The 25,139-nt window shown below is 33.4% G+C and carries 23 protein-coding genes and 1 pseudogene; 18 read left to right on the forward strand and 6 right to left on the reverse strand.

Annotation, left to right across the window (positions count from 1 at the left end):
* Positions 1–23 precede the first annotated feature (23 nt).
* From nosZ to E9099_RS04920, 9 genes are all read left to right on the forward strand, one after another.
* Positions 24–1,994: a Sec-dependent nitrous-oxide reductase gene (gene nosZ, locus E9099_RS04880; RefSeq protein ID WP_136582583.1), complete on the forward strand. Its 1,971-nt coding sequence runs from the start codon at positions 24–26 to the stop codon at positions 1,992–1,994.
* Positions 1,995–2,146: 152 nt separating this feature from the next.
* Positions 2,147–2,764, forward strand: a complete 618-nt coding sequence (locus E9099_RS04885; protein ID WP_136582584.1) for a hypothetical protein — start codon at positions 2,147–2,149, stop codon at positions 2,762–2,764.
* 29 nt (positions 2,765–2,793) lie between these two features.
* Positions 2,794–3,231, forward strand: coding sequence for a nitrous oxide reductase accessory protein NosL (locus E9099_RS04890; protein WP_136582585.1), 438 nt, complete (start codon positions 2,794–2,796; stop codon positions 3,229–3,231).
* A gap of 4 nt (positions 3,232–3,235) precedes the next feature.
* Positions 3,236–4,471 (forward strand): nitrous oxide reductase family maturation protein NosD, encoded by a 1,236-nt coding sequence (locus tag E9099_RS04895; RefSeq protein ID WP_240788954.1) that lies wholly within the window; start codon positions 3,236–3,238, stop codon positions 4,469–4,471.
* Entirely contained in the window at positions 4,465–5,172 is a 708-nt protein-coding gene (locus tag E9099_RS04900; protein WP_136582586.1) for an ABC transporter ATP-binding protein, read from the forward strand. The genes E9099_RS04895 and E9099_RS04900 overlap by 7 nt, the downstream gene beginning before the upstream one ends.
* Entirely contained in the window at positions 5,165–5,947 is a 783-nt protein-coding gene (locus E9099_RS04905) for an ABC transporter permease (protein WP_136582587.1), read from the forward strand. The genes E9099_RS04900 and E9099_RS04905 overlap by 8 nt, the downstream gene beginning before the upstream one ends.
* An 82-nt stretch (positions 5,948–6,029) precedes the next feature.
* Positions 6,030–6,425, forward strand: coding sequence for a hypothetical protein (locus E9099_RS04910; RefSeq protein ID WP_136582588.1), 396 nt, complete (start codon positions 6,030–6,032; stop codon positions 6,423–6,425).
* Between the two features lie 111 nt (positions 6,426–6,536).
* Positions 6,537–7,388, forward strand: coding sequence for a hypothetical protein (locus tag E9099_RS04915; protein WP_136582589.1), 852 nt, complete (start codon positions 6,537–6,539; stop codon positions 7,386–7,388).
* Between the two features lie 68 nt (positions 7,389–7,456).
* A complete protein-coding gene (locus E9099_RS04920; protein WP_136582590.1) occupies positions 7,457–9,454 on the forward strand; it encodes a TonB-dependent receptor in 1,998 nt (665 codons plus the stop codon).
* A gap of 71 nt (positions 9,455–9,525) precedes the next feature.
* On the opposite strand, the gene ric is transcribed toward E9099_RS04920, so the two are convergent.
* The 4 genes from ric to E9099_RS04940 all read right to left on the reverse strand — a co-directional run bounded on the left by ric (position 9,526) and on the right by E9099_RS04940 (position 12,136).
* Positions 9,526–10,260: an iron-sulfur cluster repair di-iron protein gene (gene ric, locus E9099_RS04925; RefSeq protein WP_136582591.1), complete on the reverse strand. Its 735-nt coding sequence runs from the start codon at positions 10,258–10,260 to the stop codon at positions 9,526–9,528.
* Between the two features lie 48 nt (positions 10,261–10,308).
* Positions 10,309–10,743 carry an RrF2 family transcriptional regulator gene (locus E9099_RS04930; RefSeq protein WP_136582592.1) on the reverse strand — a complete coding sequence of 145 codons (435 nt, stop codon included), beginning with the start codon at positions 10,741–10,743 and terminating at the stop codon, positions 10,309–10,311.
* A 62-nt stretch (positions 10,744–10,805) separates the two neighbouring features.
* On the reverse strand, positions 10,806–11,156 hold the full coding sequence (locus E9099_RS04935; RefSeq protein WP_136582593.1) for a hypothetical protein: 351 nt from the start codon (positions 11,154–11,156) through the stop codon (positions 10,806–10,808).
* Between the two features lie 5 nt (positions 11,157–11,161).
* A complete protein-coding gene (locus E9099_RS04940) occupies positions 11,162–12,136 on the reverse strand; it encodes a polyprenyl synthetase family protein (protein WP_136582594.1) in 975 nt (324 codons plus the stop codon).
* A 127-nt stretch (positions 12,137–12,263) separates the two neighbouring features.
* On the opposite strand from E9099_RS04940, the gene E9099_RS04945 reads away from it, so the two are divergent.
* From E9099_RS04945 to E9099_RS04975, 7 genes are all read left to right on the forward strand, one after another.
* Positions 12,264–12,869 (forward strand): TetR/AcrR family transcriptional regulator, encoded by a 606-nt coding sequence (locus E9099_RS04945; RefSeq protein WP_136582595.1) that lies wholly within the window; start codon positions 12,264–12,266, stop codon positions 12,867–12,869.
* A gap of 3 nt (positions 12,870–12,872) precedes the next feature.
* Positions 12,873–14,183, forward strand: a complete 1,311-nt coding sequence (locus tag E9099_RS04950; RefSeq protein WP_136582596.1) for a TolC family protein — start codon at positions 12,873–12,875, stop codon at positions 14,181–14,183.
* Positions 14,184–14,205: 22 nt separating this feature from the next.
* A complete protein-coding gene (locus E9099_RS04955) occupies positions 14,206–15,375 on the forward strand; it encodes an efflux RND transporter periplasmic adaptor subunit (protein ID WP_136582597.1) in 1,170 nt (389 codons plus the stop codon).
* Between the two features lie 10 nt (positions 15,376–15,385).
* Positions 15,386–18,898, forward strand: a complete 3,513-nt coding sequence (locus E9099_RS04960; RefSeq protein WP_136582598.1) for an efflux RND transporter permease subunit — start codon at positions 15,386–15,388, stop codon at positions 18,896–18,898.
* Positions 18,899–18,992: 94 nt separating this feature from the next.
* Positions 18,993–20,741, forward strand: coding sequence for an aspartate--tRNA ligase (gene aspS / locus E9099_RS04965; RefSeq protein WP_136582599.1), 1,749 nt, complete (start codon positions 18,993–18,995; stop codon positions 20,739–20,741).
* A 136-nt stretch (positions 20,742–20,877) separates the two neighbouring features.
* Positions 20,878–22,668: a chloride channel protein gene (locus E9099_RS04970; RefSeq protein ID WP_136582600.1), complete on the forward strand. Its 1,791-nt coding sequence runs from the start codon at positions 20,878–20,880 to the stop codon at positions 22,666–22,668.
* Positions 22,669–22,718: 50 nt separating this feature from the next.
* A complete protein-coding gene (locus E9099_RS04975) occupies positions 22,719–22,958 on the forward strand; it encodes an MFS transporter (RefSeq protein ID WP_136582601.1) in 240 nt (79 codons plus the stop codon).
* A 140-nt stretch (positions 22,959–23,098) separates the two neighbouring features.
* Here E9099_RS04975 and E9099_RS04980 read toward each other — a convergent pair whose 3' ends face one another.
* Positions 23,099–23,548, reverse strand: coding sequence for a nucleoside deaminase (locus E9099_RS04980; protein WP_136582602.1), 450 nt, complete (start codon positions 23,546–23,548; stop codon positions 23,099–23,101).
* 64 nt (positions 23,549–23,612) lie between these two features.
* Here E9099_RS04980 and E9099_RS04985 point away from each other — a divergent pair, with 64 nt between their 5' ends.
* Complete coding sequence (locus tag E9099_RS04985) at positions 23,613–23,942, forward strand: hypothetical protein (RefSeq protein ID WP_136582603.1); 330 nt, start codon at positions 23,613–23,615, stop codon at positions 23,940–23,942.
* Between the two features lie 321 nt (positions 23,943–24,263).
* Here the strand turns inward: E9099_RS04985 and E9099_RS04990 are convergent.
* Positions 24,264–24,656 (reverse strand): annotated as a pseudogene (locus E9099_RS04990) (nucleoside deaminase).
* A gap of 76 nt (positions 24,657–24,732) precedes the next feature.
* On the opposite strand from E9099_RS04990, the gene E9099_RS04995 reads away from it, so the two are divergent.
* Positions 24,733–25,062: a hypothetical protein gene (locus E9099_RS04995; RefSeq protein ID WP_136582604.1), complete on the forward strand. Its 330-nt coding sequence runs from the start codon at positions 24,733–24,735 to the stop codon at positions 25,060–25,062.
* Positions 25,063–25,139 lie beyond the last annotated feature (77 nt).

The following is a 25,139-nucleotide window of genomic DNA, read 5'->3' on the forward strand; positions in this document are numbered from 1 at the left end:
CACTAACTAAAACAGCTTAAACAATGAAAAATATAATAACGTCAAGTATTGCAATACTAGTTATCCTAATAGGATTTACAAGTTGTAACAAAGGTAATAACTCAGGTGGTAAATCTGGTGCATTAGCTAGTAACGTAGCCGAACGCGTCTATGTTGCTCCTGGAGAGTACGACTCGCATTACGCCTTCTTATCAGGTGGATACAGTGGTAACGTAACAGTGTACGGTTTACCTTCTGGTAGAATGTTTAAAGAAATCCCTGTCTTTTCTCAATTTCCAACCTCTGGTTATGGGTATTCTGAAGAAACAAAACCAATGTTAAACACCTCTCACGGATTTATCCCTTGGGGAGATGCGCACCATCCAGATATCTCTCAATCAAAAGGAGAATTAGATGGTCGTTGGTTATTTATAAATGAAAACAACACGCCTCGTATTGCAAGACTTAGTCTTACCACATTTGAAACCGAAGAAATTATTGAAGTACCCAATAGTGCAGGTAACCACAGTTCTTCTTTTGTAACAGAAAACACAGAGTATGTTGTTGCAGGAACACGTTTTTCTGTACCAATTCCACAACGTGATATGCCTATTAAGGACTACAAAGGAAACTTTCAAGGGGCCTTATCTTTTATTAGCGTAGCACCAGAAACAGGTAACATGGATATTAAATTCCAAATCCTAATGCCAGGTTTCAACTACGATTTATCGCATCCTGGACGTGGCAAATCTCATGGTTGGTTCTTCTTTACAACGTATAATACTGAAGAAGCAAGCACACTTTTAGAGGTTAATGCATCACAAAATGATAAAGATTTTATTGCAGCCATAAACTGGAAAAAGATTGAAGACTATGTAAATAATGGCGGTGGAACAATGATGCCTGCTAATTATGCACATAACGTATATGACGAAGAAACACACACAGCGACATCTACTATGAAAAAAGAGGTCCGTGTTGTAAATCCAATTGATGTTCCTGGAGCTGTTTACTTTATTCCAACACCAAAATCACCTCACGGTTGTGATGTAGATCCTTCTGGAGAGTATATTGTTGGTAATGGTAAATTATCTGCAAACTTAACAGTGCATTCTTTTACAAAAATGTTAGACGCTATTGAGAAAGAAAAATTTGCTGGTGAAGCTTACGGAATTCCAATATTAAACTTTGAAGATGTGTTAGCAGGCGTTGTGGAACAACCAGGATTAGGACCATTACACACAGAGTTTGACGGAAAAGGATATGCTTATACGACATTCTTTATTTCTTCTGAAGTTGTAAAATGGAAAATAGGAACATGGGAAGTTATCGACAGAAAACCTACTTATTACTCTGTTGGTCACTTAACAATCCCTGGAGGAAACTCTGGAAAACCACAAGGTAAATACATGTTTGCCATGAATAAGATTACTAAAGACAGATACCTACCAACGGGTCCAGAGATGGAACACTCAGCACAGTTGTATGATATCTCTGGAGACAAAATGGAGCTATTATTAGATTTCCCAACGCATGGAGAGCCACATTACGCTGCTGCAATGGAAGCAAGTATTATAAAGGAGCAATCTCAAAAAATCTATAAACTAGCAGATAATAAGCATCCATATGCTGCAAAATCTGATGCAGACACTAAGGTTGTTAGAGAAGGTAAAGAGGTACACATATACTTAACAACTATTAGAAGTCACTTCTCACCTGACAATATTGAAGGAATAAAAGTTGGAGATAAAGTATACTTCCACGTAACTAACTTAGAACAAGATTTTGATGTCCCACACGGATTTGCGGTAATAGGACAAAACAATTCAGAGTTACTAGTAATGCCAGGACAAACAAAAACATCTGTTTGGGAACCTAAACAAGTTGGTGTATGGCCATTTTACTGTACAGATTTCTGCTCTGCATTACACCAGGAAATGCAAGGTTACATAAGGGTATCTGCAGCTAATTCAGACACACCAATTAAGTGGTCACTTGGTGAAGATATCGAATAACTAATATAAATAAAATTAGAGAAATTTTGTTTTAGTGTTTATTTCTCTAATTAAGGCGAGAGTTGATTTTTCGCTCTCGCCTTTCTTTTTAAAAACACTTTATTCTGTTAATACAGAAACATCACTGATTATTACATTAAATACAATACATCATGAAAAAGGCTAGCATTATAATGATTATAGGTTCATTACTGTTATTAGGGCTTTTTAAATTTCCGTTATGGAACATTATGCTTGGAGCACCTCAATATCCAGACCCATTAGGGATGAATATATATATTGATGGTATTAAAGGCGTATCAGAATTTGATTTACAAAACATTGACGGATTAAATCACTATATCGGTATGAAGACCATACCAAAAGCAGACGAAATGTGGGAGTTTTCTATGTTTCCAAAGGTTATATTCGGGATGGCACTTCTAGGTATTATAATTGGTATTTTAGGATTTTTAGACAAAGTAAGCTACAAGTATTTTTTAGGTTGGTTTATTTTAATGTCTGTCCTAGGCATATTAGGTATGTATGACTTTAATAATTGGTTGGTAGATTACGGTGGTAATCTAGATCCACACGCTATTATAAAAGTTACCAATCCTGATGGCTCACCAATGTCATATAAACCACCACTAATTGGTTTTAAAAAACTATTAAACTTTGATGTCACTTCTTTACCACATACAGGAGGCTATCTAATGTTTGTAGGTATGTCCTTAACACTTGTTGCTTTTTGGTTAGGCCGAAAAATAAGTGTCAAAAAAACAACATAGTAATTTTATATTTTCAAAACACTAAAACAATGAAAACACTAAAACACTATTTACCAGTCTTATTACTTCTTATTTTTACAAGTTGTAATGTCTCTCCAAAAGCCATAGCATATGGCAGCGATGGTTGTCACTTTTGTAAAATGACCATCGTAGATAAAGTACACGCTGCAGAGTTTGTTACCAAAAAAGGTAAAACATACAAATTTGACGCAACCGAGTGTATGGTTAATTATTTTGATGAATTTGATACTTCAGAAATTGAATTATACTTAACTAATCATTTCTCAGAACCAGAAGCTTTTACAGATGCGACACAAGCCACTTTTTTAATTAGCAAAAGTATTCCAAGCCCAATGGGCGCATTTCTGACTGCTTTTAAAAACAAGGCTGAAGCCGAAAAAATAAAAGCCGAAAAAGGTGGTGAGTTATATTCTTGGACACAAGTATTAGCGCATTTAAAAAACTAGGCGCATGAAATATTCAAGCCTTATTTTGATGGCCATATTTATGGTTAACACTGCTATTGCACAAACTATTGAAGTATGTAAAACATGTCCTATTAGCAATGTAAAAAAAGCTATAAGTCAAGCAAAAGACTTTGATACTATTATTATAAAAAAAGGGACGTACAAAGAGCATGCTATTGTTATAGACAAACCTCTGACTATTATTGGTAAAAACTACCCTGTAATTGATGGAGAATCTAAAGGTGAGATCATCACTATAAAAGCAGACAATGTTACAGTTGATGGATTATTTATAATAAATGTAGGTACAAGTTACACGGAAGATTATGCTGCTATTAGAGTAAGAAATAGCAAAAATTTCGTGATTCAGAATTTAGTTCTTGAAAAATTATTTTTTGGTATTTACATTGAAAAATCAAGAGATGGCAAAGTATACCATAACAAAATTATTGGTGATGCAGTAGAAGAATACAATTCCGGAAACGGGATCCAATTATGGTATAGTAAAAACATCCAAATTGAACATAATTATGTCGAGCATGTTAGAGATGGTATTTATTTAGAATTTTCTGACGATTGCCTTATCAAAAACAACACGAGCACCCTAAATGTACGTTACGGTTTACACTTTATGTTTTCTAACGATGACATCTACCAAGACAACACCTTTGAAAATAATGGTGCAGGTGTCGCTGTTATGTTTTCAAAGCGCATAAAAATGTACAATAATCTTTTTAAAGAAAACTGGGGAACAGCTTCTTACGGAATGCTTTTAAAAGAAATAAATGATGCTGAAATTATAGGCAATACTTTTGAAGACAATACCATCGGAATTAACATAGAAGGTTCCAACCGTATTGTTTACAAGCACAATAATTTTTCAAATAACGGATGGGCTATCAAAGTAAAAGGAGCTTGCTACACAAACACCTTTACGGAAAACAATTTTTTATACAACTCCTTTGACATTGCTTACAACAGTAATGTTAACGATAATATTTTTGATAAAAATTATTGGAGTAATTACACCGGTTACGACTTAGACAAAAATGGTATTGGAGATGTGCCTTACAGACCTGTAAAACTATTTTCTTACATCGTCAACCGTACACCAGAAACAATCATTTTACTGCGTAGTATGTTTATAGATATTATTGATTTTTCAGAAAAAGTGTCGCCAGTATTTACGCCAGACAATTTACTAGACAATAACCCACTAATAAAAAAAATAACATGGTAACTATTCAAAATTTACATAAAAAATTCGGAAAAAACCAAGTGTTAAGTGGCGTAGACTTAAGCATTAGTGAAGGCGGAATTTTTGCTGTACTTGGACCAAATGGTTCAGGAAAAACAACATTAATTAAAGCCATTTTGGGCATGGTAATCCCTAACAAAGGTGACATTACAGTCCTTGGAGAAAACATTAAAAAAAATCCAGAATACAGGCATAAAATTGACTATCTACCACAAATAGCAAACTTCCCCAGTAATTTAAAAGTAAAAGAATTAATCAAAATGATTAAGGATTTACGCAAACCAACTACAGAAGACCAACGTCTGATAGACCTATTTAAACTAGAACCTTTTTTAGACAAAAAACTAGGTAATTTATCTGGTGGAACAAAGCAAAAAGTAAACCTAGTGTTGACATTTATGTTTAATAGTCCATTAATTATTTTAGACGAACCCACTACAGGTTTAGACCCAATATCCTTAATACGCTTAAAAGATTTAATTAAATCCGAAAAAGCCAAAGGAAAAACAATACTTATCACCTCACACATTATGAGTTTTGTTGAAGAAATATCAGATGAGATTGTATTTATCCTAGAAGGTAAAATATACTTTAAAGGCTCAATTTCAGAATTAAAAACCAAGACACAGCAGCCCGATTTTGAGCATGCAATTGCGTCTATATTAACCGATAATCATGCTTAAAATATTAAAATACAGTTTTTACGACTTAATGCGTAGTCGTTGGAGTTACGTCTACTTTGCATTTTATTTACTGCTAGGTATTGTATTGTTGTTTTTAAATAACGATTTATCTAAAGCAGTAATTACATTAATGAATGTTATTATTGTTTTAGTACCACTAATTGGGACCATTTTTGGTGTTATGTATTATTATAATAATAAAGAATTTACAGAACTATTATTAGCGCAACCCTTAAAACGTTCCTCCATATTTCTAGGACAATACTTAGGTGTAGCAATCTCTTTATCTATGAGTTTAATTTTAGGCTTAGGGATTCCGTTTGTGTTTTACGGACTGTTTCAAAGTAGTGCTATCTGGGATTTTTCATTATTAATAATTACCGGTACATTTTTAACCCTAATTTTTACTGCGTTAGCTTTTAATATTGCGTTATCTAATGAGAACAAAATAAAAGGGTTTGGTTATGCTATACTATTATGGTTGTTTTTAGCTATCATTTATGACGGTTTATTTTTAATGACACTTATTATGTTTGAAGATTATCCGCTAGACAAATTATCACTGATAGGCACCATGCTAAACCCAATAGATTTATCTAGAACCTTGATACTTTTAAAACTAGACATCTCTGCTTTACTAGGCTATACTGGAGCTGTTTTTAAACAATTTTTCGGGACTAATGTGGGATTAATAGTATCCTTTGTAATGCTTTCTGTTTGGGTTGTATTACCCGTTTCTAGAATTATATATAAATCTAAAAAGAAAGATTTCTAAGCCTCAAATACTCATCATAAACTTAAATGGTTCTATGACAATAATCATGTTTAAATCACATAACAATTTTTAAATTTGTACTATGATTTCAGCTATAACAGCAAAAACAACCACGTTTGTTTTAGTATTTATATTATTAGCCAATAATATAAATACTATGGTTATTGTTGCTGATTTTGTGATAAATCAAGACCAAATTGCAAAAACACTTTGCGTCCAAAAAGAAGATCAAAAAGGGTGTAATGGAAAATGCCAATTACGTAAAGAGCTTACAGAAAATAATCCTGAGTCTAACCCAGACACACCAATACAAGAGACTAAGCGCATCAGTCTAGATGTGTATTGTCCTGCAAGTATTTTTACTTTGGAAACAGAGCCAATAGAACCAATCGTATTAAAACAGAGTATTCATTTCTCTGATTTAAAAGTCTCAAAAATGTATCTAGACATAGACACACCTCCACCAAATTTTAGTTAATTTTTTTCGATTAAAAATCACTTTGATTTTACTCTCATTCTAACTCATTTTATGACGCTAGCAGGAAGTTTTTAGCATAATTTTAAAAAGAAAAAAAAAAAAAAAAAAAAAATGAAACTTAAATATATATTTCCAATCCTTTTTATCGCATTATTAAACGTCTCTTGTTCTTCAGACAATGACGACGATGACTCAGGAATCACAAACGAAGTTACAGGACTAACAAAAATTCAGGATCTAACTAATGCAACTCATACCATTGAGTTATTTAATACGACTGGTCAATTTAAAACCGGTTATAACGCTATAAGCCTAAGAGTTATTGACAATGCTACAAATAGCTATCTTGAAGATGCTAATTTATCTTGGATACCAATGATGCAGATGCCAACCATGGAACATTCTTCACCTAAATCTACAATAACCAAAACGTTAGGAAAAGATACGGTTTACGATGGTTTTATAATCTACCAAATGACTAATCTTGATGGCTCTGGATGGTCTCTAACAGTAAACTACACCATTAACGGAATAGATTATACTGTTACAGATGCGATTACAGTACTGCAAAATGACAATCAAAATTCTGCAAGTTTTATGGGAAGTGATGATAGCAAATACATTGTTGCTTTAGTAGAGCCAAACGACCCTAAAATTGCGATTAATAATCTAAAAGTTGGGCTTTTCAAAATGGAAAACATGATGACATTTCCAGTGGTAGAAGACTTTACAATAACACTAGATCCAAGAATGCCAGGTATGGGTAATCACACATCGCCTAACAACACGGATTTAACTTATAACAGTGCAGAACAAATGTACAATGCTAATTTAGCATTAACAATGACTGGCTATTGGGTACTTAATTTAAAACTACTAAACACCAATGGTGAGGTTTTAAAAGGTGAAGATGTTACCGAAGACAACACACAAAGCTCATTATACCTAGAGCTAGAGTTTTAACTCAGACCCACTTCAAAAATTACAGCAGACACATTAGTTTGTAATGTGTCTGTTTAAATAAAATACTAATGAAAAAGTTTATAATATTTAGTATCAGCTTATTTTTTAGCGGATTTACATTTGCTCAAGAAGACACCATTTTTACAAAAAAAGATACTACAAAATTAGAAGAGGTTATTGTTTTAGGGAGACGAAAACTAAGTAACTACCGTCAAGAAAAAACATTATCCAGTATTGATGCGTTTCTAGAAAAATCAAACAAAATAACCATGATTAAACGTGGTAATTATGCTTGGGAGCCTTCTATTAATAATATGACAAGTGATCGCTTAAGTGTTACCATTGATGGTATGCAAATATTTGGTGCTTGTACAGATAAAATGGACCCCATTACATCTTACGTGGACGTCTCCAATTTAGAAAAAATTAGTGTTGGATCAGGACAAGAAGGCACAGAAAATGGACATTGTGTTGGAGGAAACATTGATTTACAAATTCCAAAATCTAAATACTTTGAATCTGGACTAAAAACTAGTGCTGATGTAGGTTATGAAACTAACGGGAACTATAAAACTGGAGGATTAGATCTAGAATATTCTGGAAGCAACTTTTATATTAATGCCGACGGGATTTACCGTAAATCGGATAATTATAATGCTGGAAATAGTGAGGAAATATTATACTCTCAATTCGAAAAATTTAATATCTCACTTCAAACAGGCTACAAACTATCCGAAAACCAGTCTTTTGATGCTCACATAATTTACGATAAAGCAACAGATGTTGGTTATCCTGCATTACCAATGGATGTGTCTTTGGCTGAAGCTTTAATTACATCTGTAACCCATAATTACAGCAATGACTCTACCTTTATAAAAACCTTAGAAACTAAGTTATATTTTAATACTATTACACACATAATGGACGATTCAAAACGTCCCGATGTCCCAATTAGAATGGATATGCCAGGCTGGAGTGATACCTATGGTTTTTATAGCAAAGCAACCGCACAGGTTAATAAACACCAATTAGCATTTAATTTTAACGGGTTTAACAATCGGGTTTTAGCCGAAATGACCATGTATCCAAACGACTCTAATCAACCTGCCATGTTTATGTATACTTGGCCCGATATTAGAACATTATACACAGGTATTTATGCAAAGGATAACTATGCGTTAAATGATCAAGAAACAATTTCGGCATCACTAAGGTTAGGATATCACCGCAACAAAATAGCAAAAGCGGTCGGATTAGAAAGTCTACAGATTTTTTACCCAGAAATAGACGCTATCAAAAGTAGATTTCTAACTAGCTTTTCTTCAAATTATAATTTAAAAAAAGAAAAATCAAACTATTCATTTGGCTTAGGCTATGGAGAAAGAGCGCCTTCTGTTAGCGAAGGCTATGGCTTTTTCTTATATAATAGTTTTGATAATTATGATAACATAGGAAACCCAACCTTAAAAAACGAAAAAGCTATTGAAGCTAATTTTAAAGCTGATTATATTTTTAATAATTTCACTATTGGATTAGAATCGTCTTACTTCTATTTAATGGATTATATCATTGGAGATATAGACACAACATTAAATCCAATGACTATTGGAGCCAATGGCGTACGTGTTTATAATACGTTACCAAACGCTTCTATTTTTGATGTGTATGTCAATACATCGTACAAATTCAGCAATACCATCTCAGCAAATGCAAGTGTTGGTTATAATTATGGAAAAGGTAATAATAACAAGAATTTACCATTAATAAAACCGTTTTCTTATTTAGCTGAATTAAACTACAACATTAAAACTTTTAATGCAGCTTTACAATTAGAAGGTAACGGAAATCAAAGCAATTATAGTAATTTTTATGGTGAAGACGAAACCCCGTCTTACTCTGTTTTAAACATAAACTTAGGACATGTATTTTTCCTTGACACCAACAAGTTTATACTAAAATATGGTGTAGAAAACATTTTAGACACGACATATTCTACCTACGCAGATTGGAATAACATACAAAGACAAGGGCGCAATTTTTACATGAATGTATCTGTAGTCTTCTAATTTTAACAAATACCATTAAAAAAACCCATAACATTACGTGTTATGGGCTTTTTCCGTGTTACAGTAGACTACTAGTTCTCAAGCTGAGCTTCCAATGCTTTAGCTTTTGGAAATAAGATATTATTTTCTAAATGAATATGTAGATGTAAATCTTTTTCAAATTCATCTAACATAGCATACGTTACTTTATAGGTATTACAAGCATCTGCAGGTGGCGTATAATCTGCTGTTAATTTAGCTATTTCTCTAAATCGGACACCTTCATTATCATGCTCATGCATCATCATAGCAATAGGGCTATCAATAGCTCCAAAAGCAGGTGCATCCAAAACACCATGCTCTAATTTAGTTTTAACCATTTTTTTTATAAACGGAAACAAGATTAATTCTTCTTTTTTCATGTGTGATGCCAATTCGCCAGCAGACGCAGTAAACAAGTCGTTTATTTTAAATAATTCTGGATGGTTGGCTCCATGTACTTTGCATAATTTATCTAAAAACTGACGTAGTACAGGTGTTTTTTCTTCAACATAACGGTGATGTTTCTTTTCGATATAATCCACTAACAGGTCTATTGGCCAAGATTGATAATCTATATTTTGACCGGTACTGCTTCGCATAATAGCATCCAATTCATTTAACAATAAATTACTATCAATATTATTTTTAGAACAGACCTCCTCTACCGTCCTATTTCCTCTACAACAAAAATCAATTTTATATTTATTAAAAAGTGCTGCTGTTCTAAAATCTTCGGCTACAAATTGCCCAATCTCTTTTTGACTATTATCTTGTAGTATTTCCATATTAATTTTATTTCGGATAAATTTATCCTATTTATATTTAAATTTTTTTTATGTCTTCAAAAACGAAACTCCAGATTTTATACCCAGTGCCAATTCTTCTAAATTAGTAGTTTCTAACATCACTTTAAGTCCATCTCTTATCACCTTAAATTTATCATGTACCGGACAAGGATGATTTTCGTCACACGTACTTAAGCCCAAACCACAACCACTATAAACAGCATCTCCGTCTATAGCCTCAACCACTTGAGATAACTTAATTAAAGGAATATCTTTTTTATCAATTTCAAAACCACCGTGCGCTCCTTTTACAGAGTTAACAATGTTATTTCTAACTAATGCTTGTAAAATTTTAGCTGTAAAAGCTTGAGGCGAATCAATTTCTACTGCAATCTCCTTAGGGCTAACGCGTTTGCCTTCAAACGAGTTTTTAGCAATAAAAATCGAGGCTCTAATTCCGTATTCGCAAGCTTTTGAAAACATTATAATTTTTAATTAGTTACACAAAGATAATAATTATTTTTAAATAGGACTAAACTATCCTATTAAGAATACTCATTCCTAAACCAAACCTTTTGCCATTCTCTTTTTAAGATTAAAAAAGAAACCTGTTCTGCCAATTGTAACGTATCACTGCCATCTAACTGCTTTATTACCTCTTCCGATACATCTATGATGTATAACAGGTTTAGGTATTCGGCAAATTTTTCCTGAATAAGTTTATACACCGTTTCGTGCAATAATAACTTTAAACTTTCTGGCAAGATATCCTCAGCAAAGTCTAAATCAATATTTGCATACAAAAAATCTTTATTTAACTGCTTGACTAAACTCTGATAAAGCTGAAGCCCATTTGCTTCTTCTATCAATTGATTAAAATTTGATGGCGTTTCCATATTAACTAAACACTTCTTGTCATTAAATTAGTTCCGAAAGTTTTTAGTAAATGTTTTTTCTCTTCAGTAATATTAAGCGTTCCTAATACCATAAAAGCTTTTTGAGTATACTCCTTAATAGCTTCCTGAGTGGCATTAGCAGAACCAGACGACAAAAAGAATTGCTTTACAGTCTCAATTTTTTCTGAATTATCATCTAATTGAACAGAGAATAATTGTTCTAACTGTATTTTATCTTTAGCACCTAAAAAGTCTAACGCCTTTAAATACAAATAGGTTTTTTTATTTTCAATGATATCACCCCCAACCTGCTTACCAAATGTTTCTGGATCTCCAAAAGCATCTAAATAATCGTCTTGTAACTGAAAAGCAATCCCTAATAAACGACCAAACTGATAAATACTATTTTGATTTTCTTCAGAAGTTTCTGCTACAATCGCTCCCATTTTCATGGCTGCTCCCACCAAAACAGCTGTTTTGTATTCAATCATTTTTAAATACTCAGGGATAGTAACATCATCTCTAGTTTCAAAATCGACATCGTATTGTTGCCCTTCGCAAACCTCTAATGCTGTTTTACTAAATAACTTTGCTAACGACTGAAATGTATTTGGGTTATAGTTTTCAAATAACTGATACGCCATAATCAACATCGCGTCTCCCGACAAAATACCAGTGTTAAGATCCCATTTTTCATGTACCGTTTGCTGTCCTCTTCTTAAAGGTGCAGCATCCATAATATCATCATGTACCAAAGAAAAATTATGAAACACCTCTATACTTAAAGCAGCATCTAAAGCTTTGTTATAATCAACACCAAAAATATCTGCAGTCATTAACGTTAATACGGGACGTAAACGTTTACCTCCTAACCCTAATATATAATGGATAGGCCTATATAAATTCTCTGGTTCTTTTGGTGACGAGTAACCTTTTAAATAATCTGTAAAAGCAGACTGATATGATAAAATATTTTGCATCCTGCAAAAATAAAGCAAATAGTACTAACAAACTAAACTCTAGTAAAACTCCAGTGTTAAAAAATAATTAATACTTTGGAAACTTTAATTGTTTTTAAAGTTTCCTGTTGTATATTTGTGGCAAATTATGAGAAAAAAAATTATAAATAAATCTGCAGAGCTATTTTTAACACTTGGTTTTAAAAGTGTTACCATGGATGATATTGCTAATGAGCTAGGGATCTCTAAAAAAACTATTTATCAAAATTTTGATAATAAAACAAAATTAGTTGAAGCGGCTACACTAAATATGTTTGATAACATTTGTGACGGCATTGATCATATCTGTAATGCCTCCCACAATCCTATTGAAGAATTATACGACATAAAAATGTTTGTGATGACTTATCTAAAAAACGAAAAGGCATCACCACAGTTTCAACTAAAAAAATACTATCCACAAATCCATCAAAACCTTCAAACCAAACAATTTGAAAAAATGCATATATCTGTAAAACACAGTATGCAAAAAGGAGTTGACACAGGTCTGTTTAGACAGAACATTGATGTCGACTTTATTGCTAGAATGTACTTTAATGGTATGTCTGGCATAAAAGACGAAAGTATTTTTCCGTCTACACTATTTACAATGGAATATTTAACAGAAAGTTATTTAGAATATCACTTAAGAGCCATTTGTAGTGAGGACGGACTAAAAACATTAACCCAATTTATTACTAACAATCAATCCTAGATAATGAGAAACATACTAATAGTATTTAGTTTAATTCTTAGCACTTTTGCCTTTTCACAAGAAACTACTCCAACCGAGTTTTCTTTACAAGAAGCAATTGATTATGCTTTAGAAAACAATAGATCGGTAAAAAATGCTGCTTTAGATATTGATGCTGCTATTAAACAAAAATGGGAAACAACCGCCACTGGTTTACCTCAACTTAGCGCTGCAGTAGATTATCAAAATGCATTAAAACGTAATGTATTTGTTTTTGGAGATCAAATCATCCAAGTTGGATCAAGACACACATTAACAGGTACCGCCACCCTAAGTCAATTACTTTTTGACGGCTCTTATATTGTAGGGTTACAATCTGCAAAAGTATACTTAGAGATCTCTAAAAATGCAAAAACAAAGACGGACTTAGAAGTTAGAAAAGCTGTAATCAATGCTTATGGAAATGTCCTTTTAGCAGAAGAAAGCGTTTCTATATTGGAAAAAAACATTACCGTTTTAGAAAAAAACTTAAATGAAATTACTAAGATTTTTGAAAATGGTTTAGAAGAAGAAGAAAGTGTAGAGCAAATAAAAATCACACTATCCAGTGTCCAAAGTAGGCTAAACAACACTAACCGCCTAAAGGTTTTGGCCTATCAAATGCTAAACCTTAATATAGGAAAACCTATAGAGGACAAAACTGTATTAACCGAAAACCTAGACGCGTTAACACTTCAAAACATTCAGTTAGAATTATTAACCACTGATAATAATGTAGAAAATACTATAGATTATAAAATCGCAGAAAACGATAAAACATCAAAAGAACTATTAGTAAAATTAGAAAAAAGCAAAGCTTTACCTAGCTTAAATGCATTTATAAATGGTGCTTACGCAGGAAACAGAGAATCTTTCAACTTTGGTGATACCGGAGAAAAATGGTTTGGTTCCTCCATATTTGGTGTCAGTTTAAATATCCCAATTTTTAGTTCAGGCATGAGAAGTGCAGCAACGCAACGTGCAAAAATCAATTTAGAAAAAGCAGAAATAAACCTTACGGAGACGGAACAAATCCTTAACCTGAAAATACACTCTGCTAAAAGTGATTACCAATTTGCAATTGAAGAGTACCAAAACAAAAAAGAAAACCTAACGCTTGCTGAACGTATCGAACAAAAAAATCAAACTAAATTTTTTGAAGGTATTGGCTCAAGTTTCGATTTAAGACAAGCACAAACTCAATTATATACTGCTCAACAAGAATTTCTTCAAACCATGTTAGATGTTATTACAAAAAAAGCAGAACTAGAGACTTTACTAAACACGACTAACTAATCAACTTTACAAAACACTACTTATGAAACATATAATAACACTCTCTTTTTTAGCTATTTTATTAGCCTCTTGCAATGGAGATAAAAAAAATACAGTCGAAAAAGTTTTAGAAAAAAACAATCTAAAAGAGATACGAACTAAAAGAGCAGAATTAGTAACAGCACAGGATGCTATTCACTCTAAAATAAAATTATTAGACGACAGAATTAAAACATTAGATAGCACGCAAAACACACCTTTAATTACCACTTTTGAAGCTAAAGAAGAAGTATTTAATCATGTTTTAGAATTACAAGGTAACGTAACAACTAAAAACCTATTAATCATTACACCTGAATACAACGGTATACTAACTAATGTATATGTCAAAGAAGGGCAACGTGTTTCTAAAGGGCAGGTTTTAGCAAAAATTGATGATGGTGGATTAAGCCAACAATTAGCACAATATAAAATACAATCTAATTTAGCCAAAACAACTTTTGAACGTCAGAAAAGATTATGGAATCAAAAAATTGGTAGCGAAATTCAGTTTTTGCAAGCGCAATCGTCTTACCTATCTCAACAAGAGGCCATCAATCAAATACAACAACAATTAAACAAAACAACAGTTAGAGCACCTTTTAGCGGAACCATTGACGATGTTATTACAGAAAAAGGAAGTGTTGTTGGTGCTGGACAAACACCACTTATGCAAATTGTAAACTTAGACAATATGTATATTGAAACAGATGTTCCAGAAAGTTATGTCTCTTCAGTTATTAAAGGTAAAAATGTAAATGTAGAATTTGCCGTTTTAGGGAAAACAATAGATACTAAAATTCGTCAAGCAGGAGACGTAATTAATCCAGCTAACAGAACTTTTAAAGTAGAAATTGATGTACCAAATAAAGACAAAAGCATCAAGCCCAACTTAACAGCTAGACTTAAAATTAACGATTACACCAACGACAAAGCCATTTTAGTACCACAAAGTATTATTTCTGAAAATGCAGAAGGTGAGCAGTACGTCTATATTGTTTCAGACAAAAAAGAGAATAATGAAGGTGTTGTAAACAAGGTCATCATTAAAACAGGAAAGACACAAGGCGATGTTATTGAAGTCCTAGACGGTATCCCTAATGGGGCCGAATTAATTTTAGAAGGTGCCCGTAGTGTTAAAGATGGACAAACTGTTAAGGTAATAAACTACTAAACCAAACAATATGACTAAAAAGAAAAAACAAGTCGATACCGAATTTGGTTTATCATCGTGGGCAATTAACAATAAAACCACAATGTATGTCCTGATTGCAGTAATCTTTTATTTAGGGATTTCTTCATTCTTTAGCATGCCTAGAGAAAATTTCCCAGAAGTTAATGAAACTAAAATTTATGTTAGTTCTATTTACCCAGGAAATACTGCAGAAGATATAGAAAAACTAATCTCTGACCCTTTAGAAGACAAACTAAAAACGGTTAGTAATGTTGTAGAAATCACCTCAACCTCTCAAGAAGATTACTCTATGTTAATTGTAGAGTTTGATGATGGGATTACCGTCGATCAAGCCAAGCAAAAGGTAAAGGATGAAATTGATACCGAAACTTCTGGAGAAGACTGGCCAACGTTTAATGGCGCTAAAGTAGAACCTGATGTTTTTGAGTTAAGCATTTCGGAAGAAATGCCAATCTTGAACATTAATATTTCAGGAGATTACCCTATTCAGAAATTAAAAGAATTTGCTGAATTTCTTCAAGATGAAATTGAAGATTTACAAGAAATTAAAAAAGCGGACATCCGTGGTGCACAAGAAAAAGAAGTTGAAGTTGCTGTAGACATCTATAAAATGATGGCTGCCGAAGTTACTTTTAACGATATTATTGGAGCTATTAATAACGGAAACCTGACTATGTCTGCAGGTAATTTAAAAGCGAGTGGCCAACGACGTACTATTAGAGTTTTAGGTGAAATTGAAAAACCATCAGAACTTGAAAATTTTGTTGTAAAATCTGAAAAAGGAAAATCTATTTATCTAAAAGATTTAGCAACCGTTTCTTTTAAAGAAGAAGATAAAACAACATTTGCTAGAGAGTATGGTCATCCAGTAGTAATGTTAGACGTTAAAAAACGTGCTGGAAAAAATATGGTTGCTGCAGCAGAACAAATTCAGGTTATTGTTGCGGATGCTATAGCTAATGTATTCCCACCAGATTTAACGGTAACTATTGTTAACGACCAATCCTCTAAAACTATTGGTCAAGTAGATGATTTAGTAAACAACATTATTTTTGGTGTGATACTAGTCGTTGCGGTTTTAATGTTCTTTTTAGGATTTAAAAATGCCTTATTTGTTGGTTTTGCAATACCAATGTCCATGTTTATGTCATTAATGATATTAGAACTACTTGGACAGAGTTTAAATACAATGGTCCTTTTTGGTCTTATTATGGGGCTTGGTATGTTGGTCGATAATGGTATTGTAGTGGTCGAAAACGTCTACCGTTTAATGGAAGACGAAGGCATGGGGCGCATAGAAGCTGCCAAAAAAGGAATTGGAGAAATTGCTTTTCCTATAATTATCTCTACAGCCACAACAGTTGCTGCTTTTATCCCACTAGGTTTATGGCCAGGGATTATGGGAGAATTCATGAAAATATTACCTATCACGCTATCCGTAGTACTGGGGTCATCATTATTTGTTGCCATCTTTTTCAACTCGGTATTAGTCTCTAAATTCATGACTATCGAAGATAAAGACATGCCTTTAAAACAAATTATACGTACGTCAATAATAGTCGCGGGTATTGGTATCCTTATACTTGCTTTTGGAGGTACATACAGAGGCTTAGGTACTGTTATGATATTTACAGCCATTATGCTCTGGGCTTACCGTTTCTTTATCAGAAAATGGGCCAATTCTTTCCAAAACAAAGCCTTAGTCAATCTAGAAAACTGGTACGAACGTAAATTGCGTAGCGCCTTATCTGGGTGGAGACCTTATGTGTTAAGTGTTGGTACATTCTTATTACTTATTGCTTCTTTTATTGCATTTGGTATATCACTAAGCGCTAAAAGAACTAAAGTTGAGTTTTTTCCTGATAACAAACCTAATCAGATTATTGTTTATATAGAATATCCTGAAGGGACTGCTATCGAGAAAACAAACGGTATTACTAAAGAAATTGAAAAACGTGTCTTTACCGTTCTTAATCAGGACTTATACATGTCTAAAGGTAAAAACTTTTTAGTAGAAAGCACAGTATCTCAAGTTGGTGAAGGCGCTGGAAACCCACAAACAGATGGAGGATCTGCTGCAGAAATGCCACACAAAGCTAAGATCACAGCTTCTATGCGTGAATACAAATTTAGAAAAGGAGAAGATAGCGAGTTACTGCGTCAAAAAGTGCAAGCTGCTTTAGTTGGTATTTATCCTGGTGTATTAATTTCTGTAGAAAAAGATGTTAATGGACCACCTGTTGGACCACCTATTAATATTGAAATTGAAGGAAATGATTACAACGAGCTTATTAACACTGCAGAAGCAATGCGTGAGTTTATTAATACTAAAAGCATTGCTGGTATTGACGAGCTTAAAATTGATGTTAATAAAGACAAGCCAACCATGCGTGTTACTATCGACAGAGAAAAAGCTGGAGAACTAGGTATTAGTGCTGCACAAGTGGGACAACAACTACGTAGTTCGGTCTTTGGATCTAAAGCGGGTGTCTATAAAGAAGATGGTGACGATTATGATATTTACGTACGTTTTAATGCCGAAAACAGATACAACAAAAGTGCCTTGTTTAATCAAAACATTACGTTTAGAGATAACACTGGACAAATAAAAAGCATTCCGATTTCTGCTATTATTAAATACGAAAACAACTCTGGTTTTAGCGCCATTAAGCATAAAGACACAAGACGAGTCGTAACCGTGTATTCCGCATTATCACCTGGTTTTACAGATGCCTCTGCCATTGTTAGTCAGATCCAGAACGAAATGAAAAGTTATGAAGACTTACCTAACGGAATTAAAATTGATTACACCGGTCAGATTGAAGAGCAAAACAAGCAAATGTTATTCCTTGTTGGTGCCTTTTTCACAGGACTTGGATTAATCTTTTTTATATTGATATTCCAATTTAACTCCGTTTCAAAACCAACAATAATAATGATTGCTATTTTCCTTAGTTTCATTGGTGTCTTTGGTGGTATAGTCATTTCAGGAAGTTCTTTTGTAATTATGATGACCATGGTTGGAATTATATCCCTAGCCGGAATTGTAGTTAATAACGGTGTGGTACTTTTAGATTATGCCCAATTACTTATTGACAGGAAAAAAGCTGAATTAGATTTAGAAAAAGAAGATTACCTAACTAATCAAGATCTTTTTGAAAGTATTGTTAGAGCAGGTAAAGCCCGTTTACGCCCCGTATTATTAACAGCAATTACAACCATTTTCGGTTTAATTCCGTTAGCGATAGGGTTAAACATTAATTTCTTTACGCTTTTTGCAGACTTTAATCCAAACATATATATGGGAGGAGATAATGTTGTTTTTTGGGGGCCATTAGCTTGGACCGTAATTTACGGGTTACTAATTGCAACATTCTTAACTTTAATTGTGGTGCCGATTTTATTTTTCTTATCTGTAAAATTCAAAATGTGGTTAAGAGATAAGTTTTCATCTGAAGACAAAGAAGACATAATAGCTATTGAAAGTACGTTTAAAGAGTAATCTTCTATTTCAACTAAATAGTACAAATGATTTAAACAAAAAATCCGAAGTCTTTACTTCGGATTTTTTACTTTTGCATTTCTAATAAAAAACTATGTACAGAAGTCACAACTGTGGTGAGTTAACAGCATCACATATAAATACAGAAGTAACCCTTTCAGGTTGGGTTCAAAAATCAAGAGACAAAGGATTTATGATTTGGGTCGATCTTCGCGATCGTTACGGAATCACGCAACTTATTTTTGATGAGGAACGTACTTCTAAAATCATACTAGAACAAGCACAAAAGCTTGGTCGCGAATTTGTTATTCAAATTAAAGGTACCGTTATAGAACGTGAATCTAAAAACAAAAATATCCCGACAGGTGAGATTGAAGTTTTAGTAAAAGAATTAAACATTCTAAACGAATCTCTATTACCTCCTTTTACTATCGAAGACAAAACTGATGGTGGTGAAGATATTAGAATGAAATACCGTTACCTTGATATTAGACGTAATCCTGTAAAAAACAACTTAATCTTTAGAGCCAAAGTAACGCAAGAGGTTAGAAACTTTTTATCAAATAATGAATTTATAGAAGTTGAAACACCATACTTAATCAAATCTACACCAGAAGGTGCTAGAGATTTTGTCGTGCCTTCTAGAATGAATGAAGGTGAATTTTACGCTTTACCACAATCTCCCCAAACCTTTAAGCAATTGCTTATGGTTGGTGGAATGGACAAATACTTCCAGATTGTAAAATGTTTTCGAGACGAAGATTTACGTGCAGACAGACAACCAGAATTTACGCAAATTGACTGCGAAATGGCGTTTGTAGAGCAAGAAGATATTTTAAATGTTTTTGAAAACTTAACACGTCATTTACTTAAAGAAGTTAATGGTGTAGAGGTTGACAAATTCCCACGTATGTTATACGACGATGCGATGCGTTTATACGGAAACGACAAACCAGACATTAGATTTGGAATGGAGTTTGGAGAACTTAATGACGTTGCACAACACAAGGACTTTGGTGTATTCAACTCGGCAGAATTAGTCGTTGGTATCGCTGTTCCTGGCGGAAATGCCTACACGCGTAAAGAAATAGATAAATTAATTGATTGGGTAAAACGTCCACAAGTTGGTGCTTTGGGTATGATTTACTCGCGTTGTAATGACGACGGAACATTCAAATCATCTGTAGATAAATTTTTCGACCAAGACGATTTAGCTAAATGGGCAGAAAAAACAGGCGCAAAAGCAGGCGATTTAGTTTGCGTGCTTTCTGGAGACACTAATAAAGTACGTGCACAATTAAGTGCGTTACGTATGGAATTAGCAACACGTCTAGGATTACGTGACCCTAAAGTATTTGCACCATTATGGGTTATTGATTTCCCTTTATTAGAGCTTGATGAAGAAACAGGGCATTACCACGCTATGCACCACCCATTTACATCTCCTAAACCAGGTCAAATAGAATTATTAGACACTAACCCAGGAGACGTAAAAGCAAATGCATACGATTTAGTCCTTAACGGAAATGAAATCGGTGGTGGATCAATACGTATCCATGATAAAGCTACACAAGCCATCATGCTTAAACATTTAGGATTTAGCGAAGCAGAAGCTAAAGCTCAATTTGGGTTCTTAATGGATGCTTTTGAATATGGCGCACCACCACACGGAGGTTTAGCTTTTGGTCTTGATAGATTAGTCTCAATTTTAGGAGGTCAAGAAACGATTAGAGATTTTATTGCCTTCCCTAAAAACAATTCCGGTAGAGATGTTATGATTGATGCCCCTGCACCAATTGATGAGGCGCAATTAAAGGAATTAAATTTAAAGCTTGATTTGTAGTTTACACCATCAAGTTTACTATTTATAAAAAAATCCCACTTTACGTGGGATTTTTTATTTAGAAAAAGACTTAAATCAATTAAAACAATCTTTACAATAATACAAAACCTACTATAGATTTGACTAATTTTGGGGTATGCCAAAACATACTATATTAAAACGTATTTTAATCTGGAGAGCTAAGCATATATCACAAAGACAATTTGTATATATGCTAAGTATATTGGTTGGTTTTACGTCTGGCATAGGTGCTGTTATATTAAAAAACCTAACACATTTTATTCAGCATTTACTAGAAGGTAAACTAGTTAAATATTATCACACTGCATTTTATTTCTTATTTCCAATTGTAGGGTTTACCCTTGTGTATCTGGTTATAAAATATGTCGTTAAAGGCAAAGTAAGTCACGGGATTCCTTCGACCCTTTTCTCTATTTCAAAACGAAAAGGGATTATGAAACGCTACCAAATGTTTGGTTCGCTTCTAACAGCTCCTATTACCATAGGTTTTGGTGGTTCGGTTGGATTGGAAGGTCCATCTGTTGCAACAGGAGCTGCCATTAGCTCAAACATTGCACGGATATTTCACATGAATCAGACCACCAGAAGTTTATTAATTGGTTGCGCAGCTGCAGGCGCTTTGTCTTCGATATTTAAAGCACCTATTGCAGCAATCATTTTCGCAATTGAAGTCTTTAGTTTAGACTTAACGATCGCCTCCATGCTTCCCCTTTTACTAGCATCATTATCAGCGATATTAACCTCTTATTTTTTCCTTGGTGGAGACGTGTTGTTACCCTTCAGAATAGAAGATACGTTTACTATTTCAGATGTTCCCTTTTATGCTGTCTTAGGAATAGTTTCAGCCATAACCTCTATCTATTTCACTGCAATTTACGAACGGATTCAAAAGCTATTCGATCGTTTAAATTCACCTTTCAAAAAAATACTCGTTGGTGGTTCTTGCATCGGAATCTTAGTTTATTTCATACCTCCTCTATACGGAGAGGGTTTTGCTGTAATTAATAATCTTATTGCCGGAAATCCAGAAAAAGCATTAGAGAATAACTTCCTACAAATGGACCTCACAAATATTTGGGTTGTCATAGCCTTATTAGCTGGCTTAGTCTTTTTTAAAATTATTGCTAGCGCCCTTACATTTGGAGCAGGAGGTGTTGGTGGTATTTTTGCACCAACATTGTTTATGGGAAGTATTATGGGAAACTGTATTGCTAAAATAATAAACAACATTGGTCTCTTTAAAAATCAAGTTTCAGAAAGTAATTTTACACTCGTAGGAATGGCAGGATTAATGGCTGGTGTATTGCACGCTCCATTAACAGCAATTTTCTTAATAGCAGAAGTCACTGGCGGTTACGAATTATTTATTCCGCTAATGCTAACCGCTACCATTTCATTTAGTATCACCAAATACTACAATTCACATTCTGTATACACCATGGAATTAGGTAGAAGAGGAGAGCTTATCACTCATGACAAAGACCACGCTGTACTAACACTAATGGACATTGACAAAGTTATTGAGACTAATTTTGTTCCCATTTATCAAACCATGAATCTAGGCGAAATTGTTCACAAAGCCGTTGTTAAATCTAGCCGAAACATATTCCCGGTAATTGATGAAGAATTTAAAACATTAAAAGGTATTATTTTATTGGATGATATCCGTCCAATAATGTTTGATCAAACGTTATATAAAGAAGTTCTTGCAATGGACGTCATGCAAAACCCACCAGAAATAATTGATTTAGAACATGATAAAATGGTAGATATTATGAAAAAATTTCAAGATAGTAGCGCTTGGAATTTACCCGTTGTACAAAACGGAAAATATGTTGGTTTTATATCTAAATCAAAATTACTTACCGCTTATAGACGTCAATTAATTAATTTTACCAAATCTTAGCCAAAAACATTTAGCTATTTTAAATTTACTAAATTAATACAACTTTAAAAATGAAATACTTTATCGCACTCGCTTTTATTGCCTCAGTTACTAGTATTATTTGCGGCTACTGGCTTGATGTAAACTATGCACAAAAACTAATAGGTTTTGGTGTCCTAGGCTTGTTTTTTGTAGTTATCCCATTATTTACCTACCACAGGTGGAAAGACAGAGATGCTAACGAATACATCTTGACTAAAGAAAAGATTGAAGACATGCGTAAAAAAGAAGGCGATAAACGCAAACTATAATTCAAGTCATTTGGGCATTCCCCTTTTCCGCAAAAAGCTACAAAGCGTCGCGCTATCCACTGTATCTTTTTGTTTTTTTTAGTAAAACAAAAAGGATGTCGTTACTATCCCTAATGCATTAAACGACAAACAACAATCTATTAATTTAAGTTTCTTTTTTCGATAAAAAAACGTTTTAATAATGCTGATGCCTCTTCAGCCAGCACACCACCTTCCATTTTAGTTTTTGGATGTAGTTTAGTATTTAACGCAATACAACCACGATCGTCATCTCTTGCTCCATATACAATTTTAGAAATCTGACTCCAATACAAAGCACCAGCACACATTTGGCAAGGCTCTAAAGTCACATATAAGGTACAATCTTTTAAATATTTACCACCTAAAAAATTAGCAGCAGCAGTAATCGCTTGCATTTCGGCATGTGCAGTCACATCATTTAATAGCTCTGTTAAATTATGTGCTCTAGCAATAATGCGGTTTTTAATAACAATTACAGCACCTACTGGAACTTCGCCTTTATCAAAAGCTTCTTCAGCTTCCTGAAGCGCTTTTTTCATAAAATAAGTATCGTCAAATGGTTTTATCATAATTTCAAACTTACAACTAATAAAGAAAACTATATATTTGATTTCAACTTAAAAAACCGAACGAATGAAAATCAAATTATTATTAGCAGGAATAGCAGTAACAGTTATGTCTTGTGCAGGAACAATAGAAGAAGAAACTGCAAAACGTCTTTGCAACTGCGCAACCAATATTGCCGAATTATCAAAAAAAATGGAAGAATCTTCTGCTTCTACCGATATCGATGCTTATACAAAAGCAATGGAAGGATTTGAGAAATGTGTGGACCCTGATGGAGAATTCACAAAAAAAGTAGAAGCAATGACTCCTGAAGAAAACAAAGCATACGGAGATAAAATGAAAGCTTTAGTTACAGCGTCTTGTCCAAATGCGACAAAAGCTATGGGATTGTGGTAATTTAAGACAACAAAATATCTTTAAAGGAAGTTGCTATTTTTTTTTATAAATAACTCTCTTCTTTTATCCTAAACTCTTGTTTACAAACAATTCGGCAAGACTTTTGATGCTGTAAATAAAACCAACACTATGGCTAACTACTATTCAATAAAAATACCAAAATCTTGTCATGAAGGCTGGGATAGCATGTCCCCTAAAGATACAAGGACGTTTTTGTGGATCTTGTAATAAAACGGTTGTCGATTTCACTAAAATGGATTCTCATCAGATTCAAGAGTTCTTGCAAGAAAATAAAAACCAAAGCATTTGCGAACATATTAATCAAACGCAACTAGATTCCATTTTAGTTTTTGGATGTAGTTTAGTATTTAACGCAATACAACCACGATCGTCATCTCTTGCTCCATATACAATTTTAGAAATCTGACTCCAATATAAAGCACCAGCACACATTTGGCAAGGCTCTAAAGTCACATATAAGGTACAAGCTTAAACATTTACCTCCTAAAAAATTAGCAGCAGCAGTAATCGCTTGCATTTCGGCATGTGCAGTCACATCATTTAATAGCCCTGTTAAATTATGTGCTCTAGCAATAATGCGGTCTTTAACATAACAATTACAGTACCTACTGGAACTTCGCCTTTATCAAAAGCTTCTTCAGCTTCCTGAAGCGCTTTTTTCATAAAATAGGTATCATCATAAGGATTTATCATAAGGATTTATCATAAATCAAACTTACAACTAATAAAGAAAACTATATATTTGATTTCAACTTAAAAAACCGAACGAATGAAAATCAAATTATTATTAGCAGGAATAGCAGTAACAGTTCTGTCTTGTGCAGGAACGCCAGAAGAAGAAACTGCAAAACGTTTTTGCAACTGCTCAACTGATATTGCTGAATTAACAAAAAAAATGAAAGAAGATCCTGCTTCTATGGATATCGCTGCTTATACAAAAGCAATGGAAGAATTCCAAAAGTGTGTCGATCCAGATGGAGAAATGGAAAAGCAAGAAGGAGAAAAGACTCCTGAAGAACAAAAAGCATACAGAGAAAAAATGCAAGGATTAGTTAAAGCGTCTTGCCCAGAGGTGGCAAAAGCTATGGGAATGGAGTAAATTTCAGACTAAAAAATATCTTTAAAGGAAATTGTTTTTTATAAATAGTTTCCTTTTTTTTATCCTAAAACTCTTGT

The organism is Psychroserpens sp. NJDZ02, from assembly GCF_004843725.1.
Lineage (GTDB): Bacteria > Bacteroidota > Bacteroidia > Flavobacteriales > Flavobacteriaceae > Olleya.

Bases quoted from the DNA above. Each gene is read 5' to 3' on its own strand.
- E9099_RS04995 (WP_136582604.1), top strand. From the start codon at position 24,733: ATGAAAATCAAATTATTATTAGCAGGAATAGCAGTAACAGTTCTGTCT.
- E9099_RS04920 (WP_136582590.1), top strand. From the start codon at position 7,457: ATGAAAAAGTTTATAATATTTAGTATCAGCTTATTTTTTAGCGGATTT.
- E9099_RS04895 (WP_240788954.1), top strand. From the start codon at position 3,236: ATGAAATATTCAAGCCTTATTTTGATGGCCATATTTATGGTTAACACT.
- E9099_RS04955 (WP_136582597.1), top strand. From the start codon at position 14,206: ATGAAACATATAATAACACTCTCTTTTTTAGCTATTTTATTAGCCTCT.
- E9099_RS04900 (WP_136582586.1), top strand. From the start codon at position 4,465: ATGGTAACTATTCAAAATTTACATAAAAAATTCGGAAAAAACCAAGTG.
- E9099_RS04905 (WP_136582587.1), top strand. From the start codon at position 5,165: ATGCTTAAAATATTAAAATACAGTTTTTACGACTTAATGCGTAGTCGT.
- E9099_RS04940 (WP_136582594.1), bottom strand. From the start codon at position 12,136: ATGCAAAATATTTTATCATATCAGTCTGCTTTTACAGATTATTTAAAA.
- nosZ (WP_136582583.1), top strand. From the start codon at position 24: ATGAAAAATATAATAACGTCAAGTATTGCAATACTAGTTATCCTAATA.
- E9099_RS04950 (WP_136582596.1), top strand. From the start codon at position 12,873: ATGAGAAACATACTAATAGTATTTAGTTTAATTCTTAGCACTTTTGCC.
- E9099_RS04945 (WP_136582595.1), top strand. From the start codon at position 12,264: ATGAGAAAAAAAATTATAAATAAATCTGCAGAGCTATTTTTAACACTT.
- E9099_RS04960 (WP_136582598.1), top strand. From the start codon at position 15,386: ATGACTAAAAAGAAAAAACAAGTCGATACCGAATTTGGTTTATCATCG.
- ric (WP_136582591.1), bottom strand. From the start codon at position 10,260: ATGGAAATACTACAAGATAATAGTCAAAAAGAGATTGGGCAATTTGTA.
- aspS (WP_136582599.1), top strand. From the start codon at position 18,993: ATGTACAGAAGTCACAACTGTGGTGAGTTAACAGCATCACATATAAAT.
- E9099_RS04935 (WP_136582593.1), bottom strand. From the start codon at position 11,156: ATGGAAACGCCATCAAATTTTAATCAATTGATAGAAGAAGCAAATGGG.
- E9099_RS04980 (WP_136582602.1), bottom strand. From the start codon at position 23,548: ATGATAAAACCATTTGACGATACTTATTTTATGAAAAAAGCGCTTCAG.
- E9099_RS04970 (WP_136582600.1), top strand. From the start codon at position 20,878: ATGCCAAAACATACTATATTAAAACGTATTTTAATCTGGAGAGCTAAG.
- E9099_RS04885 (WP_136582584.1), top strand. From the start codon at position 2,147: ATGAAAAAGGCTAGCATTATAATGATTATAGGTTCATTACTGTTATTA.
- E9099_RS04930 (WP_136582592.1), bottom strand. From the start codon at position 10,743: ATGTTTTCAAAAGCTTGCGAATACGGAATTAGAGCCTCGATTTTTATT.
- E9099_RS04915 (WP_136582589.1), top strand. From the start codon at position 6,537: ATGAAACTTAAATATATATTTCCAATCCTTTTTATCGCATTATTAAAC.
- E9099_RS04985 (WP_136582603.1), top strand. From the start codon at position 23,613: ATGAAAATCAAATTATTATTAGCAGGAATAGCAGTAACAGTTATGTCT.
- E9099_RS04910 (WP_136582588.1), top strand. From the start codon at position 6,030: ATGATTTCAGCTATAACAGCAAAAACAACCACGTTTGTTTTAGTATTT.
- E9099_RS04890 (WP_136582585.1), top strand. From the start codon at position 2,794: ATGAAAACACTAAAACACTATTTACCAGTCTTATTACTTCTTATTTTT.
- E9099_RS04975 (WP_136582601.1), top strand. From the start codon at position 22,719: ATGAAATACTTTATCGCACTCGCTTTTATTGCCTCAGTTACTAGTATT.